Here is a 16,264-nt window from a genome sequence, read left to right as displayed (position 1 = left end):
GATGGCGCAAGTACCCAATCAGTTTTTATATCATTACGTTTTTATTGTAAATAACAAAACGAATTATATTTATGGTGTTCTCTATGATTTAAAGTTTTTTTAAGAAAAGCGTTTTTCATGGTCATAAAAAGTCGGGAAAAATGGACTTCATAAAATCTAGCTTGATAAGTATTTTTGTTTTAAAGTGCTAAGAGTCAAAATATTTTGTATTTTTTATTGATATACAACAATTTTTATTGAATCCATTCGATTTTTATAAATCAAAAAGGCAGCTCTCTAAAGACTTCAACAGTCATTAAGAGATAAAGAGTTTTATTGCATTTGGTTTGAATGAAATTAATCCTTTCAAGAAAGCTGTATAGAAAGAACCATCATTGATGGCTCTTTCCAATAGATTGAAAAAAAGCAGCACACGCGTACTGCTTTTTTATTAAAAATGAATAGACTATAAATTGTTTTTTGCTTTTTCTTAAAACTGATAGCGTATTCCGCCTGAAAAGCTAGCTCCTGATATACCAGTTTTTTGAAGCTTATGTTGATAGTTAACATTAGCATGAAGGGCGATATTTTGTGATAATTGTGCATTTACACCAAGTCCACCTTCAAGGGCAGCTCCCATAGAATCAAGGTGGAATGGTTCACCAATCTGTATGGTGCCATTGTTAGAAAAAGCTTTAACAATATTTAATTTACCATAGAAAGAAAGAATACTGCCTTTTTCAATAGAAATCGTCGTTTGTGTTAAGCGCCCACCAACACGCACTAAGTATTGATGAGGATTTCCCATATCTACATCAAAGCCATCGACATCTGAGAGTGTGCCAAGCATGAGACGCTGATAAACAACTTGTGCTTGTGGTTCAAAGACCAATCCTTTCGTACTGGTTTCGAACTTTTGTCCAATGGTCGCCGATGCACTGAATGTATCAGCGTTTTTCAATTCTGCAGTCTTTCCTATGAGAGCTGTGGTGATATCTCCCTTGAGCATTCCATAGGAAAAGAGAGCATGGATATATGTACCATTATTATGGTGCAGTCCACTATATGCAGCAATTGACCATTTATTGAGTGTACTTTTGTCAGCACCTTCCATGTCTTTTGGGGTGAAAGCTAATTTCCCATATGTCCCGAAAAGCCCCACATTGGTGGTCATGTTTTGATCTTCTAGAGCTACTAATGTAAAGCCTGCTTGTAAAGAAGCATAGTGAATATCGGCACCATAGCCATATTGTAATGGCGTACGGTGAGAGGATAATGTCATTTTATTGCCATAAGTCGAGAAGAAGATCCCTTTGTTTTTATGATTTTTTTTCTCAAAGCCTGTTTCTTGTATCGTGTTCAGTAAAGTGTTTTGATTGTTTACATCAGCCAGTCCAGCTGAGAATAGTGCGTTAGGCATGGACAAATAGCTTGCCACTTGAGGGACGAGAGCTCTGATCTTTCCTTCATCATCGAGCGTTGCACTTTGCAAGCGGAAATCCCAGAAATTCTGATTTTCTCTCAAATGGTTTTGTATGCTCCCTATTTGCTCAGAATTTGGTGTTGATTCAACTTTTATATTATTCTCACCCCTTAAAGCTATTCCGCTAAATGCAGCGAAGGTCGTGTCGGTTTTTGAGTCCTTTTCTTGTGATTGTTGAGTTACTTCTCCTAAATGGCTTTGTGTGCTCTCTGCTTTTCCAAGACGTGATGTCGGTCCATAGGCATTTAAGACATATTTATAAGGCAAGCCGCCCATTGTGACATAGCCATTTGCTAGTTTGAAGGCATTTTCATCTGTTTTTCCAGATACTTGAATGAGTGACAGTCCACGCATATTCGTGGGAATAGAAGCTTCTTCTTTTGATGACACACCTTTTGAAAGGCTATTGAAACTAATTGTTGTGGTACCTGTTACATCTCCATGGACAAGAAGGCGGTCTGTTTTTTGTTGTTCTCTTTCTAAACCATCACTCCATTCTGTATTGAAATAAATCCTTGCATTGCCTACAGCATTATAAACGGTTTCTATAGCGGAGTCCCTGTTTTCGCGTGGATTAGGGAACTCAATTGTTCGTCCTACACTCAAGGTTTGATATTGACTCTTTGCCAGCCTATGTGGCGGATTAAACACAATAGAGCTATTATTGAAGTTCAGTACTGAAACGGTAGACAGCGCTCGTTGCTTAATGTCATGGAGTGCATAATTAGATGAACTAAAATCACGATTTATGTCGTATTGACTTACATTTAAATACCATTTGCTATTGTTGTTTAAATTAAAAACAGTCGTGTTTACTGCTAAGGTTCTTGCTCTTCCTTCCATAATCGAATTATCGGCAGTTAATACGAAAGTCACAGGATGAGGATCTGAATCTGTTTTCTTTTTTACATTGTTTTGTAATAATACATCAGAACGAATTTCTGAATTTCTAAGTTGAACTTCGGCAACAGACTTTGAAGATGACGGTCCTGAAATACCGACACCATTTCTCACAAGAAGTTTTGTATTGTTAAGAATTGCCTTATTGATAACTTCTTCATAATCTAAAATGCCATGGAAAATAATACCGTATTTTCTTTTGGTTTCTATGAATGAATCTTCAATGTTAATGATACCGTTTGCAATTGATAGACCAGTATCCAAGGCATTGACTTTCACTTCTTTAGCATTAATACGTCCACCTTGTGATACAGCAAAAGCAAACGAAGCTGAATGTATTGTTGAGTTCGTAATTGTGGCAATTGCTTTATCATCGGCGTACACTGCGCTCGATCCATTGCGGATAAAAACATTATTAAGAGTTTTTTCTTCTCCTTTCCCCAGCTTAAACTCACTAATAATTTCAGGAGGTTGTCTATTTGCATAAGTTGGAGCAAAATGAGAAAAAATGAAAGTTCCAGCAATTGTACATAACAAAAAATTTTTCTTATAAATATATTTCTTACACATAGATATGCCTTTAGTATTTGGTATGCTTTGATGCTTACTTCATTCCCCTGATGGCGCAAGTACCCGATCAGTTTTTTATATCATTACGTTTTTATTGTAAATAACAAAACGAATTATATTTTATGGTGTTCTCTATGATTTGAAGTTTTTCTTCAGAAAAACTTGTTCATGATCATAAAAAGTCGAAAAAAGTGGATTTCATAAAACCTAGCTTGGTTAAGCTTATGCTAAAAGCACTATGAAGTATGATATTTAAAAACTGTCTATTAAAGATAATCGCTATAAAAGCTCTATCGCATTGAGATGTATTATTTGATGTACTCACCAAAACGATCAGAAAATTTTCTCTGCTAGAAGAAGTGATGAGGGGGCTATTCACAGGCTTTCTTTACAGAAGCTTTTCCTTAAGGGTAGCAAAGTCCATTTTTCTAAGGTCGCACAGCCCATTTCGTGATGGTTTTCATGAATGCTATAACGCTAAAGCTATAGAGTCCCATCATCTTTATGCTTACGAAGGAGCAAGCCGATACCTTTACGGCTTAATAAAAGAGCAACTCCATTACATACTTTGCTAGCTCCCAATGTTGTGTGGATAGCCTTTGGCACTTGAGGCGGTGCATGAGAGGAATTCTTAGGCTTTTCTTATATAACTTTGCTTCACACGCCAGTCCCGCTTGTAATGTGTAAGTGAATGATTTTGATTAGTTCAACATGGAACAGATTTTAAATGAGAGAAATTTACGATATTCAGAACTCTAACTCAATGAAAGTAACGCTAAATTATCATTATAAATCAATATTTTGAATATTTCATTTAAAACATCTTTTATTGATACAAAAAGAACTTTATTGAGTTATTTCATTTTATAAATGAAAAAATTAGCTTTCTTGAGCGTTTTGTATGTGAAAGATAAAGCGCTTGTTGTTAGATTTTCTTTTCATGCATTAATTTTCTCAAAACTGTTTGTTTAGAAGAACCAGCAATGGAAGTGTAAATAAATCTTTATAGATAGCGACAACACATCGTAAAGAAAGAATTTATTTTATTGCTATAATAGATTGTAAATAACAAAAAAATACACTCCGTTTTTTTGTTAATAGTAAACGGATCAATATGCTTATTTTTTTATAATTTTATATTAAAATTGGTAGTGTATTCTATCAGAAAAACTTGTCTCGGCTATACGTCTTTTAAAATTTTTTCTGATAGTTTACATCAATATAGAAGGTTAAATTGTGAGATAACTGTGTATTGTGCTAAACGCACCTTTAATGGCAGGATCTATCGGATTAAGGTAAAAATGAATACCAATCTGTTTAGTATCATCAATATCAAAGTTTTTTAAGGAAGTTCACTTTCTCATACAAGGATGGGGTACGATCTTCTACGGTCCTAACAATAGTTTTTGTTAGATACCTACCTATCCGGACTAACTGGGGAGGCTGTCTGATTTAATTTTAAGATCATCAATATGTTAAAAGTTGGTAAAAATCAAATCCTTAGCACACAAATTATGTTAGTGGTTCAAAAGGTTAGTTCTCTGATTATTCTTTGCAAATTTTTGACAAATGATTGTTGAGGCAATTAACATTTTTACAGCATAACTTTAATAGTATTTTTTATAGAAGTTTTAGAGATATCTGCTGTACAGATATCACAAGGGAAGAGTGTAGCCATATGAAAACACCATTATGCTCTGTTATATTGTAAGCTATGATTGATGATTTATCCAGTGTGCTTTTTTTTCATTTTCTATATCCTTTGGAGTGAATGAGAGTGGCTGTAGGTTCCTATCTATTTCAAATGTGTAGTGATTAACTTTTCATTTTTCTAATATCATCTTTGCTTGGACAGCTCTATGGCGCATATTAGCACCATATCTATCTTCAAAGAGGAGCATAATCAAACGGTAGAGTTTCTGTACTTCCATAAGTGAAAAAGCAAGAAATCTTCTATTTTTTAAGATTTATTCTTAATGCTGTTATCTTTATATTATCTAAAAATACACTTTTTTAGCTTTATGGGTAAATTCGATGATGAATAGCTGCGCAACCCATGTGAAGAGGAGAAAAATCGTATTTAAGTGGAAAAGAAAACACTTCAGGAAAAAATGGATTTCATGTTCGAAAAGGCTGCATACTTTGTGACATATTCTAGATAAAAATACCTTATCTTTTATCTTGATAAAAATGGTATAATGTAATGATTTATAATGATAATTTATCGGTACTTTCATTGAATTAGAGTTCTGAATAACGTAAGATTTTCTCATTTTAAACCTGTTTGTCTTAAATTAAGCAAAACCATTCTCTTGCACACCACAAGCGGGGCTGGCGTGTGGGTAAAAAATGTATAAGAAAGGACTAAAAATGGCTCTTATGAATCGTCTCAAGAGCCAAGGGCTTTAGCAACACCCACGAGCTGGAAAATATAATGATGGTGCCGGATTGCTCCTTCACAAACGTAAAGATGGGGGCGCTCAATGGCTTTACCGTTATACCTTTCACGGGGGGGCGCCGGCGTGAAATGGGCTTGGGTGCCTTGAGAGATGTCCCTTTAAAACAAGCTCGTGAATTGGCAACTGGGTGGCGTGCTGTTTTACGTGAGGGGCGTGCCCCCATTAAAGAACGTGAGAAACGAAAACGTGAGGCAATGCGTAATCTCCATTACTTAAAAGACATTGCCTTAGATGCTTTTGAAAGTTGTAAAGCTGAATTAAAAATGATGGTAAAGATGGAAACGGGTTTTCACATTTAAAACTCCATATTCTCCTCAAATTAGGCTGTCTGCCTATTTCAGAGATTACACAAACAGAAATACGCAATATCCTCGCTCCCATCTGTCATACAAAAGCTGGAGCTGTTAATACAGCACTGATGCGTCTCAAGCTTTGTTTTAAACATGGGCGTTGCGCGTGGATGTTGATTTTACAGGCAGTAGAAAAAGCAAGGGCTCTCTTAAGGAGGGATAGTGTAGTGTTATTAGGATTTATAAAGCGAAAAGGCAGCATATTGTAGCTGCCTTTTTTTAAAATTGAATAGAATGAATAGGCTACTTTTCAACCTTGATTTAAAACTGATAGCGTATGCCGCCTGAAAAGTTTGCACCACTTATACCAGTTTTCTGAAGCTTTTGTTGATAGCTGACATCACCATGAAGGGAGAAATTGTGAGACAGTTGCGCATTAATGCCAACGCCGCCTTCAATTGCTGGTCCCATAGGATCAAGGTCAAAATCTCTGCCAATCTGGATGGTACCATTATCACCAAAGGTTTTGATCAAGTTTACTTTTCCATAGAAAGACATCGGACGGTTGTTTTCAGTGGAAATGGTTTTTGTCAAACGTCCACCAACACGGATCAACCATTGAGAAGGATTGTTCATATCAACGGTAAAATTATCAGCATCTTCAATGGTATTAAACATCAAATGTTGATAGGCAATTTGTGCTTGCGGCTCAAATGTTAAACTTTCCATTCCGGTTGCAAACTCTTTGCCAAAAGTGGTGGAGATACTCAACATTTTGGCATTTTGCAATTTTGCGGTTTTGCCAATGATAGCATTGCCGATATCTCCTTTTAGAATTCCATAGGATAACAGTGTATCCATATAGAAACCATTGTTATGCTGCACGCTGCCATAAGCTGTTAGTGACCATTTATCCAATGTGCTCTTACTTACATCATCCATATCCTTTGGAGTGAAAGACAGCCGCCCATAGGTGCCTACAAGACCGAAATGTGTTGTGGTATTTTGTCCTTCTAATGCTGCGAATGTAACACCGGCTTGTAGAGCAGCATAGCGGATATCAGCACCATAACCATATTTGAGAGGTCCGCGTTCAGAAGATAAGGTTCCTGTGTTTCCGTAAGTATAGAGGAAGAAACCGGTTTGTTTTTCTTCTTCTTTTCCTAAGACAGATGTTCTGATATTGGCTAAGAGTGCGTTTTGTTTAGCCATATCGGTTAATCCACTGTAGAAGAGAGCATTTGGCATGACCAAATAGCTTGCTGTTTGTGGTACAGGTGCAACGGTAGGGATATTTGTTTCAGGATCAGGATTTGAACCAGAATTGGAGCCAAGCAGTTCGGGTTGCAAACGGAAATCCCAGAAATTTTCATTCTTTTCATCAAAGAGGTTTTGTGCAATATCGGCGTTGCCTTGGCTTGAGTCTGGTCCATAGGCACGTAGTGTATACATATCTGGTAAGCCACCTCTTGTGGTATAGCCATTTACCAGTTTGAAAGAGTTTTCCTCTGCTTTTCCAGAAACTTGAATAAGTGAAAGACCCCGGACATTGGCAGCAGCAGAGGTATTTGCTTCGATATTGTTCTCTTCTAAGCGCCCCGTGACATAAACTGATGTGTTGCCAGAGACATCCCCATGGATCAAAAGTCTATCGGTTTTTTGGTCATTTATTGCAGCACCATCACTCCAAGCCGTGTTGAAGTAAATCTTTGCATCACCCGTTGCATTGTAGACTTCTTGCGTGTCTGGTTTACCAGAACCTATATGCAATGTTTGGTAATGATCTTCTGTTGGTCCATTAAAGATAATGGAGCTGTTATCGAGATTAAGCGTGGAAATATCAGAACGAGATCTTTGAGCGATATCAAGGAGATTGCCATCATCATCTTTTTCATTTTTGCTGATTTTCAACGTCCATTTTGTATTGTTTTTCAGATCAAAGTGCACATTTCTGTCTTTAGCAATATTTGCTCTGCCCTCTAGAATAGACTGATCTGCGCTTAATGTGAAGGTGCCGTTGGAGATCGTTTTAACCTCTTTACCATCCCACAAATCTTCATCTTTCCATGATGTTTTGTCCCAAAAAATACCATCTCCTAATAATACGTCAGCATGGACTTCTGATTTTTTAAGATTGACTGTGCCGATTGATGGAGCAGCAGCATCTTCGATGCTTTTTTCAACAACAGTTCTAACGAAAATTCCTGTACCATTTTCAGCATGAAGCTCTGCATTAGTCAGATTGATCTCATTACTATGATATTTTTGCGGATCATGCGAGCTATTCGGATTATTATCAAAGAAAGTTGCGAATTGTAAACTGGCAACTTCTGCTGTGGCAGAAACATCTGTCAGATCAATATGTCCGCCATTTATTACAACCAGTGCAGCCATTTTTGCTTCTATTGTATTTTTCTTCCCCTTCTGAGGAGTATCGGATTGGGTATCTAGGCTTTTAGAATTAGTATCAATAGCACGATTGCTCGTTTTAATTGTGCTACCTTCAATGACAAAAAGACCAACATCAACATTTTGAATGGTTGTTTTGCCATTGAATTCAACTATACTATCGGCATCCCAAATGTTTACACCAACGGTTGCTGCTTCGGACTCACCACCGGTTATTGTTAAATCTCCGCTAATGATTTGACTTCCACCGTCTGCATAAAAACCTTCATCGACATTTTGAATGGTTGTTTTGCCGGTTAACTGAATTTCACTACCAGAATCCTCTGTCCGTACACCAGTGCTTATTTTGCCGAGATTTTCATTAATTGCTTTACCACCGACTACTGTTAAATTTTCGCTGGTAATTTTGCCACCATTTATTGCTCTAAGACCCTTCAAAATATTATTAATCGTTGCCGTTCCATGCAATTCAATTCTGCTATCAGGACCAAGTGCAAGTGCACCGGTTCCCGCGTCATTCGTTGTTAAAGCTATATCCGTGACATCAATCTGTCCACCATTTCGTGCCTCAAGCCCATGTGTGAATTTTTCAATGGTTGTTTTTCCATTTAGTTCGATCTTGCTGTTAGGCAGGTCAACTCCTACACCAGTGCTTTCTTCTTTTGCTCCAGAACCGATGAGTGTTAAATTTTCGCTGGTGATTTTACCACCATCAAATGCTCCAAGACCGTTCAAAGCATTGTTAATCTTTGTATTGCCTTTTAATTCAACTATGCTATCAGAACCAAGTGCAAGTGCACCGTTTCCGAAGTTATCGGTTGTTAGAGTAACATCCGTAATTTCAATACGTCCACCATGTTCTGTAAATAATGCGCCTTCATGTCCATTCAAACTTCCTCCTATGACAGCCCCTCCTTTCATTGTGATCTTGGATTCTATACCATCTGCATGGAGTCCAGTACCATTAGATGATGCGACTGTAACATTGTTGTTTAAAGTAATGGTGCTGCCATTTTGAGCAGATATTGCTGTATTTTTTGCACGAAATGATCCTCCAGAGATTGTTATTGTCGAGTGATCATCTGCAGATATGCCTGTTAGTGCTTGAGTAACGGTTACATTGTTCAAGGTTACTGTGCTGTTTTTAGCACTTATTCCTAAGGATAGTGAACTGTTATCGTTTTCACTCGATATTACCACGTCTTCCAGCTTGTTTTTTTTACTCTTACTGTCAGAAAAGGAAGCACCAGTGCTAGATAAAATGCCAGATGAGGAGGCCTCCATTCCAGAATATGTAATTGTTCCCTTAGTCATTTGAAGTGTAGCACCGTCTTTGGCTTCAAGGCCTAAGAAAATACCAGAACCAGTGCCTTTAATGGTTGTGCCATCCAGTAACTCAATCGCACTGTTAGCACCTTCTGCTGTTACAGCATAGACGGTTTGGTTTGTGCCTTGGTTTATATCTTTATTCGTAACAATGGTTAAATGTTTTCCAATGATTTTGCCACCGTCTTTTGCGTGAATAGTTTCGTAGGTTTTATCGGATACTTCTTGTTGTTTTCCCCCAGAAACTACGAGGGTTTCAGCATGTGCACTGAACTGGATGTTGAACAGGATGATAGCGGCTGTAGCCGTGCATGATAAAAGGGATGTTTTATACACTAGTATTCTCCTTATGATAGCCCCCAAATATTCATTTCCCCGCGAACTTCATAAGAAGAAGTGAAAATGGATAGTTGTTATTAATTTCAGTAATTGTCTTTATTTGGTAAGACATTTTTGGTTTTTTGTCAAAATTAAAAAATACTTGATATTAATTATGTCTAATACAAAATGTATTTATAATTGATTTTATTTAAAGAATTATAATTTTGAATATTATTATTCAGAGAAATATTCTGAGATACTGATATAGTGGTACCATGACATCTTTTACGTGATGGTAGGGATTATTATATGACGCAAATTGGGATTATGAGGGAACAAAAAAGGATGTAGAAGAAGCTAGTAAAAAAGCTAACTTACTTGGGCTTAAAGTGGGTTTTCATCTTTCAACACAGTGGTATTAATTTATTTCTAATAGACTTCTCTTTTTTTCAAAGTAGGAAGTACTCTTCATCCACTGGGGATAGAAGTGCTCTGTTGCGTTTGTTGTGTCTTGTCTTGGGGATTTTCGTAAAGAACTAAGTATAAAGAGGGAAGGGTGCTTTAAAAGGAAAAAGGATGACTTTAATGTACAAAAAAGGCAGCATATTGTGCTGCCCTTTTTGTTAAATTGAATAGAATGAATAGGCTATTTTTACAGCCTTGATTTAAAACTGATAGCGTATGCCACCTGAAAAGCTTGCACCACTTATACCAGTTTTCTGAAGCTTTTGTCGATAGCTTACATCACCGTAAAGAGAGAAATTGTGAGACAGTTGTGCATTGATGCCAACGCCGCCCTCAATTGCTGTTCCTATGGGATCAAGGTCAAAATCTCTGCCAATCTGGATGGTACCATCATCACCAAAGGTTTTGATCAAGTTTGCTTTTCCATAGAAGGAAATGGCAGGACCATTTTCAGTGGTCATAATGGTTTTGGTTAAACGTCCACCAACACGGATCAACCATTGAGAAGGATTGTTCATATCAATTTTTAAATTATCAGCATCTTCAATGGTATCAAACATCAAATGTTGATAAGCAAGTTGTATTTGGGGCTCGAAGGTTAAACCTTCCATTCCGGTAGAAAATTGTTTGCCAACGGTGGTGGAAATACTCAACATTTTTACATTGTTCAATTTCGCGGTTTTACCAATGATAGCATTGGTGATATCGCCCTTTATTATCCCATAGGATAAAAGCGTATCGATATAGAAACCACTGTCATGTTGTACACTACCATAGGCAGTGAGAGACCATTTATCTAGGGTGCTTTTACTTGCATCCTGCATCTCTTTTGGAGTGAAAGACAGCTGCCCATAGGTACCTAAAAGACCAAGATGTGTAGTAGTGTTGTGCCCTTCTAACGTAGTCAATGCAACCCCACCTTGTATAGCAGCGTAGCGAATATCAGCACCATAACCATATTTAAGGGGACCGCGTTTCGAGGATAAGGTTCCTGTACCCCCATAGGTAGAGAGGAAGAAACTGTTTTTTAGATTTTTCTGCTCTCCCAAGACTGTTGTTCTCATATTGGCTAAAAGTGCATTTTGCTTGGCCATATCGGCCAATCCAGTATAAAAGAGGGCATTTGGCATAACCAAATAGCTTGCCATTTGTGGTACAACTGCTCTTACTTTTGAATCGGTGTCAAAAAATTCAGGCTGCAAACGGAAATCCCAGAAATCTTTATCCTTTTCATCGAATAAGTTTTGGTTAGCATTGGCTTTGCCATAGCTTGATACTGGTCCATAGGCAGTTAGCGTATATTTATAAGGAGTTCCTCCTATGGTGGTATAGCCATTTTTCAATTTAAAGGAGTCTTCTTTTGCTTCTCCAGAAACTTGAATAAGTGAAAGCCCACCTATATTTGAAGGAGTAGAAGCATTTTCTACGCTCTCTTTATCCCCTGAAACACTTTTGACATAAACTGTTGTGGTGCCTGCTACATCACCGTGAATGAGAAGCCTATCGGTTTTTTGTGCATCTATTGCAACACCATCACTCCATATAGCGTTGAAATGAATTTCTGCCTCACCAGAGGCATTATAGACTGCTAGAATGTTCGGTATTCCAGATCCTATATGCAATGTATGATAATGATCTTCTACCGGTCCATTAAAAACAATAGAACTATCATTGAGATTGAGCACAGAAATATCAGAACGTGACCTTTGAGCAATAGCAAGCAGTTTTCCGTCATCATCGGTTTCTTTTGTACTGGTTTTCAATATCCATGTTGTCTTGTTTGTCAAATCAAAGCGTACAGTTCTGTTTTCTGCAATTTTTGCTCTTCCCTTTAATACGGAGTGATTAGCATTTAGTGTAAAAGCAAAATTATTTTCTTTAGTTGAAGCTTTTGCTGCTAATAAAATATCGGCACTGATTTCTGAATTTTTGAGATTGGCTATACCGATTGATTGGTCTGCGTTAATTCCAATACTATTTTCAGTGCGAATCTTTGTATTTGTCAAGTTGATTTCTAAGGCATTATCGTCCTCGGATTTATCAAATGTTATGCCACTGTTTTCTGCTGTTGCAGAAACATTTGTTACATCAATATATCCGCTATTTTTTACAACAAATGCTGATCCTTTTGCTGCTACGGTCCCTCCATTCATTTTAATTGTGCCACCGTTTTCTGCATAAAGTCCGATGAAAGTATTGCTAATCGCTGTATTTCCATGCAATTCAATTAAGCTGTAAGGATTGCTGGCAGCTGCACCGTATCCGTTGCCATCCATCGTTGTTAGAGCAACATCTGTGACCTTAATATGTCCACTGTTCATTGCAAATAATGCCATGGTTTTCGCAGTTACTGTTCCACCAGTCATTATAATTGTGCCACTATTTTCTGCATCAAGTCCGGTTACAGCATTATTAATTGTTGTCTTTCCATATAATTCAATCAAGCTTTCAGGATCGGTTGCAGCAGCACCATAGTTACCATTTGTTGTTGTTAAAGCAACATCTGTGACTTTAATATGCCCACCGCTTTTTGCAAGCACTGCCACGTTTGTTGCGGTTACAGCTCCTCCCGTCATTGTGATTGCACCACTGTTTTCTGCATTGAGCCCGATGAAAATATTATCAATTGTTGTCTTTCCATCCAATTCAATCAAGCTTTCAGGATCGGAGGTAGCTGCTCCGTATCCGTTGCCATACATCGTTGTTAGAGCAACATCTGTGATCTTAATATGTCCACCGCTTTTTGCAAGCAATGCCATGTTTGTTGCGGTTACAGTTCCACCCGCCATTGTGATTGCACCACTGTTTTCTGCATTGAGCCCGATGAAAGCATTATTAATCGTTGTCTTTCCATCCAATTCAATCAAGCTTTCAGGATCGGAGGTAGCTGCTCCGTATCCGTTACCATACATCGTTGTTAGAGCAACATCTGTGAGCTTAATATGTCCACCGCTTTTTGCAAGCAATGCCATGTTTGTTGCGGCTACAGTTCCACCCGCCATTGTGATAGTACCACTATTTTCTGTATAAAGTCCGATGAAAGTATTATTAATCGTTGTCTTTCCATCCAATTCAATCAAGCTTTCAGGATCAGTGGTAGCTGCTCCGTATCCGTTGCCATCCATTGTTGTTAGAGCAACATCTGTGAGCTTAATATGTCCACCGCTTTTTGCAAGCAATGCCATGTTTGTTGCTGTTACAGTTCCACCCGCCATTGTGATAGTACCACTATTTTCTGTATTAAGTCCGATGAAAGCATTATTAATCGTTGTCTTTCCATCCAATTCAATCAAGCTGTCAGGATCAGTGGTAGCTGCACCGTATCCGTTTCCGTCCATCGTTGTTAGAGCAACATCTGTGACCTTAATATGTCCACCGTTTGCTGCAAATAGTGCCATATTTGTTGCGGTTACAGTTCCACCCGCCATTGTGATAGTACCACTATTTTCTGTATAAAGTCCGATGAAAGCATTATTAATCGTTGTCTTTCCATGCAATTCAATCAAGCTGTTAGGATCGCTGGTAGCTGCACCATATCCGTTGCCATCCATTGTTGTTAGAGCAACATCTGTGACCTTAATATGTCCACCGCTTTTTGTAAGTACTGCCGCGCTTTTCCCAGTTACAGTTCCACCCGCCATTGCGATAGTACCACTATTTTCTGTATAAAGTCCGATGAGAGCATTATTAATTGTTGTTTTCCCATCCAATTCAATTAAGCTTTCAGGATCGGTGGAAGCTGCACCGTTTCCGTTTCCGTCCATCGTTGTTAGAGCAACATCTGTGACCTTAATATATCCACCGTTCATGGTAAACAATGCTGCACTTTTTGCAGTTACAGCTCCTCCCGTCATTATGATGACACCACTGTTTTCCGCATCAAGTCCATTTATAGCATTAGTAATCGTTGTCTCTCCATCCAATTCAATAAAGCTGTAAGGATCGGTGGAAGCTGCCCCGTATCCGTTTCCGTCCATCGTTGTTAGAGCAACATCTGTGACCTTAATATATCCACCTTTTTGTGCAAATAATGCTCTGTTTCCCGCAGTCACTGTCCCTCCCATCATTATGATGGTAGAGAATAAACCGTCTGTATAGAGTCCATCACCATCAGATGATGTAACTTGAACGCTGCCTTCTTTACTATTGGTTAAAGTAATGAAGCTGCCGTTCATTACGTATAGCCCTGTGTGTTCTCCATCAAATGCTCCTCCTAATATCGTTACTTGTGAACCATCTTCTGCCGATATGCTGGTGTCTGCTTGCGTAATGGTTACATTTTCTAAAGTGAGATGACTTCCGGCAAAGGCCGTTATTCCTGTGAATAAAAACTCTTCTTTTTCATTTTCTAATTCACTTTCCCATCCAGGGTCTAATTCATTGTCCGATGTTTTTACATTTTCTAGCTTGTCTTGATCACTTATGCTGGTATTTGCATAAGTAATGGTTACGTTTTCTAACTTGTTTTTATCGCTTTTACTCTCATTGAAGAACGCACCAGTTTCAAAAGCCGTAATGGTTCCTCCAGTCATTGTGATTGTGCTACCGTTTGTTGCATAAAGCCCAATTACAGCGTCATTAATTACCGTATTTCCGTGCAGTTCAATTGTGCTGTCAACATCATTAGCTATTGCACCGATTCCGGTGCCATCTTTTTTTAAAGTAACATCTGTGACGTCAATATGTCCGCCATTTTCTGCAAGTAATGCTGTATTTTCTCCAGTGACTGATCCTCCTATCATTGTGATTGTGGATTGTGCACCATTTGCATAGAGTCCGTCACCATGAGATGATGTAACTTGAACACTGCCTTTTTTATTATCGGCTAATTCACTATAGGTTAAAGTAATAGCGCTGCCTTCCGTAGCAGATATTCCTTTGAGTTCTCCATCAAATGCTCCTCCTAAAATCGTTATTTCAGAATGATCATTTGCAAATATACTGGTGTTTGCTTGCGTAACCGTTACGTTTTCTAAAGTAAGTTTGCTTTTGTTGTCGGCATTTATTCCCTTGTCCATGAAGTGGTCATCTTTACCGCTTGATATTGTTACACCTTCCAGCTTGTTTTTATCATTCATACTGTTTTCGAAGAAAGCGCCAATTTCAGAAACCGTAATAATGCCTCCAGTCATTTTGATTGTAGCACCATCTTTTGCATTAAGACCGAGACGAATGTCAAAATCAGTTCCTTTAATGGCTGTGTCTTGCAGTAATGTAATCGCACTGCCAAAACCGTCAGCTGTTACAGCGTAAATATCCGTGTCTTTATTCCCAACCACAGTTAAATGTGTGCCGGTAATTTCCCCGTTGTCTTTCGCATTAATAATCTCATACGTTGTGTTAGATATTTCTTTTTTCTCGCCGGAAACTTCAAGAGTTTCAGCATATACATTGAGATGGGTGTTGAATAGCATGACAGCTATGACAGCCGTGCAGGATAAAAGGGACTTTTTACACATCAAGATTTTCCTAAATTATAAGTAAATTATAAGTGCCCCACACTCTTCCCCCGCTTATAAGAAGGATATCAAATGGATGGGTATTTTAGAGATGGAACGTGAATAGGCGATTTTTATTTTTATGTAAAGTATAAAATAAATTATACATTTAACATATAATGTATTATACTTAAATTCATTTAGTATTATATGAATACATTATGTTAATATTATATAAGTATTATAAGTTTTTCTATTCAAGATATGTGTTATGCTTGCATAAAACTTGTTGCTTATGCTTAAAGAAAAGGAGTAGGCAAGAAAATTTAAAAAAACTGTATGCTTGAGCCTGATAGGGATCTCTTTCAACATCATGAAACCAAAGATGATACCATATCTTTCATGTTTTTCTTTAACACGGTTACGATAAAATAGCGCTCATTGATTTTTCAATCGACGTTTAGTTTTTTTCAAGGGATATTTTTACTAGTTGAAAGCGCGCTATTTTATTGTTTTGAGTTTTTTAACTAATTTTCTTAAAGAAAAATGTTGGCGGTGTGTATTGGTAGAGAAGAATAGGGGAGAGATAAAAAGGCAGCATATTGTGGCTGCCTTTTTTGTTAA

General features: G+C 37.7%; 3 protein-coding genes and 1 pseudogene. 1 reads left to right on the top strand and 3 read right to left on the bottom strand.

The window, feature by feature from the left end:
* Positions 1-469: 469 nt before the first annotated feature.
* Positions 470-2,932: an autotransporter outer membrane beta-barrel domain-containing protein gene (locus ACFILA_RS07210; RefSeq protein ID WP_375660895.1), complete on the bottom strand. Its 2,463-nt coding sequence runs from the start codon at positions 2,930-2,932 to the stop codon at positions 470-472.
* Positions 2,933-5,302: 2,370 nt separating this feature from the next.
* Between ACFILA_RS07210 and ACFILA_RS07205 the strand changes: the two are divergent.
* Positions 5,303-5,893: pseudogene (locus ACFILA_RS07205) on the top strand (Arm DNA-binding domain-containing protein); the annotation flags it as partial.
* A 109-nt stretch (positions 5,894-6,002) separates the two neighbouring features.
* On the opposite strand, the gene ACFILA_RS07200 reads toward ACFILA_RS07205, so the two are convergent.
* The gene (locus ACFILA_RS07200) at positions 6,003-9,752 is read right to left on the bottom strand and encodes an autotransporter outer membrane beta-barrel domain-containing protein (protein WP_375660894.1); all 3,750 of its coding nucleotides are present in this window, start codon (positions 9,750-9,752) and stop codon (positions 6,003-6,005) included.
* A gap of 650 nt (positions 9,753-10,402) precedes the next feature.
* Positions 10,403-15,661 (bottom strand): autotransporter outer membrane beta-barrel domain-containing protein, encoded by a 5,259-nt coding sequence (locus tag ACFILA_RS07195; RefSeq protein WP_375660893.1) that lies wholly within the window; start codon positions 15,659-15,661, stop codon positions 10,403-10,405.
* Positions 15,662-16,264: the final 603 nt, after the last annotated feature.

The sequence above is a fragment of the Bartonella sp. CL71SXKL genome, from assembly GCF_042194935.1.
Taxonomy (GTDB): domain Bacteria; phylum Pseudomonadota; class Alphaproteobacteria; order Rhizobiales; family Rhizobiaceae; genus Bartonella.
This window is presented reverse-complemented; position numbering and strand designations above follow the sequence as displayed.

Excerpts from the sequence above, each read along its gene's own strand:
- ACFILA_RS07210 (WP_375660895.1), bottom strand. The coding sequence starts at position 2,932 with ATGTGTAAGAAATATATTTATAAGAAAAATTTTTTGTTATGTACAATT.
- ACFILA_RS07195 (WP_375660893.1), bottom strand. The coding sequence starts at position 15,661 with ATGTGTAAAAAGTCCCTTTTATCCTGCACGGCTGTCATAGCTGTCATG.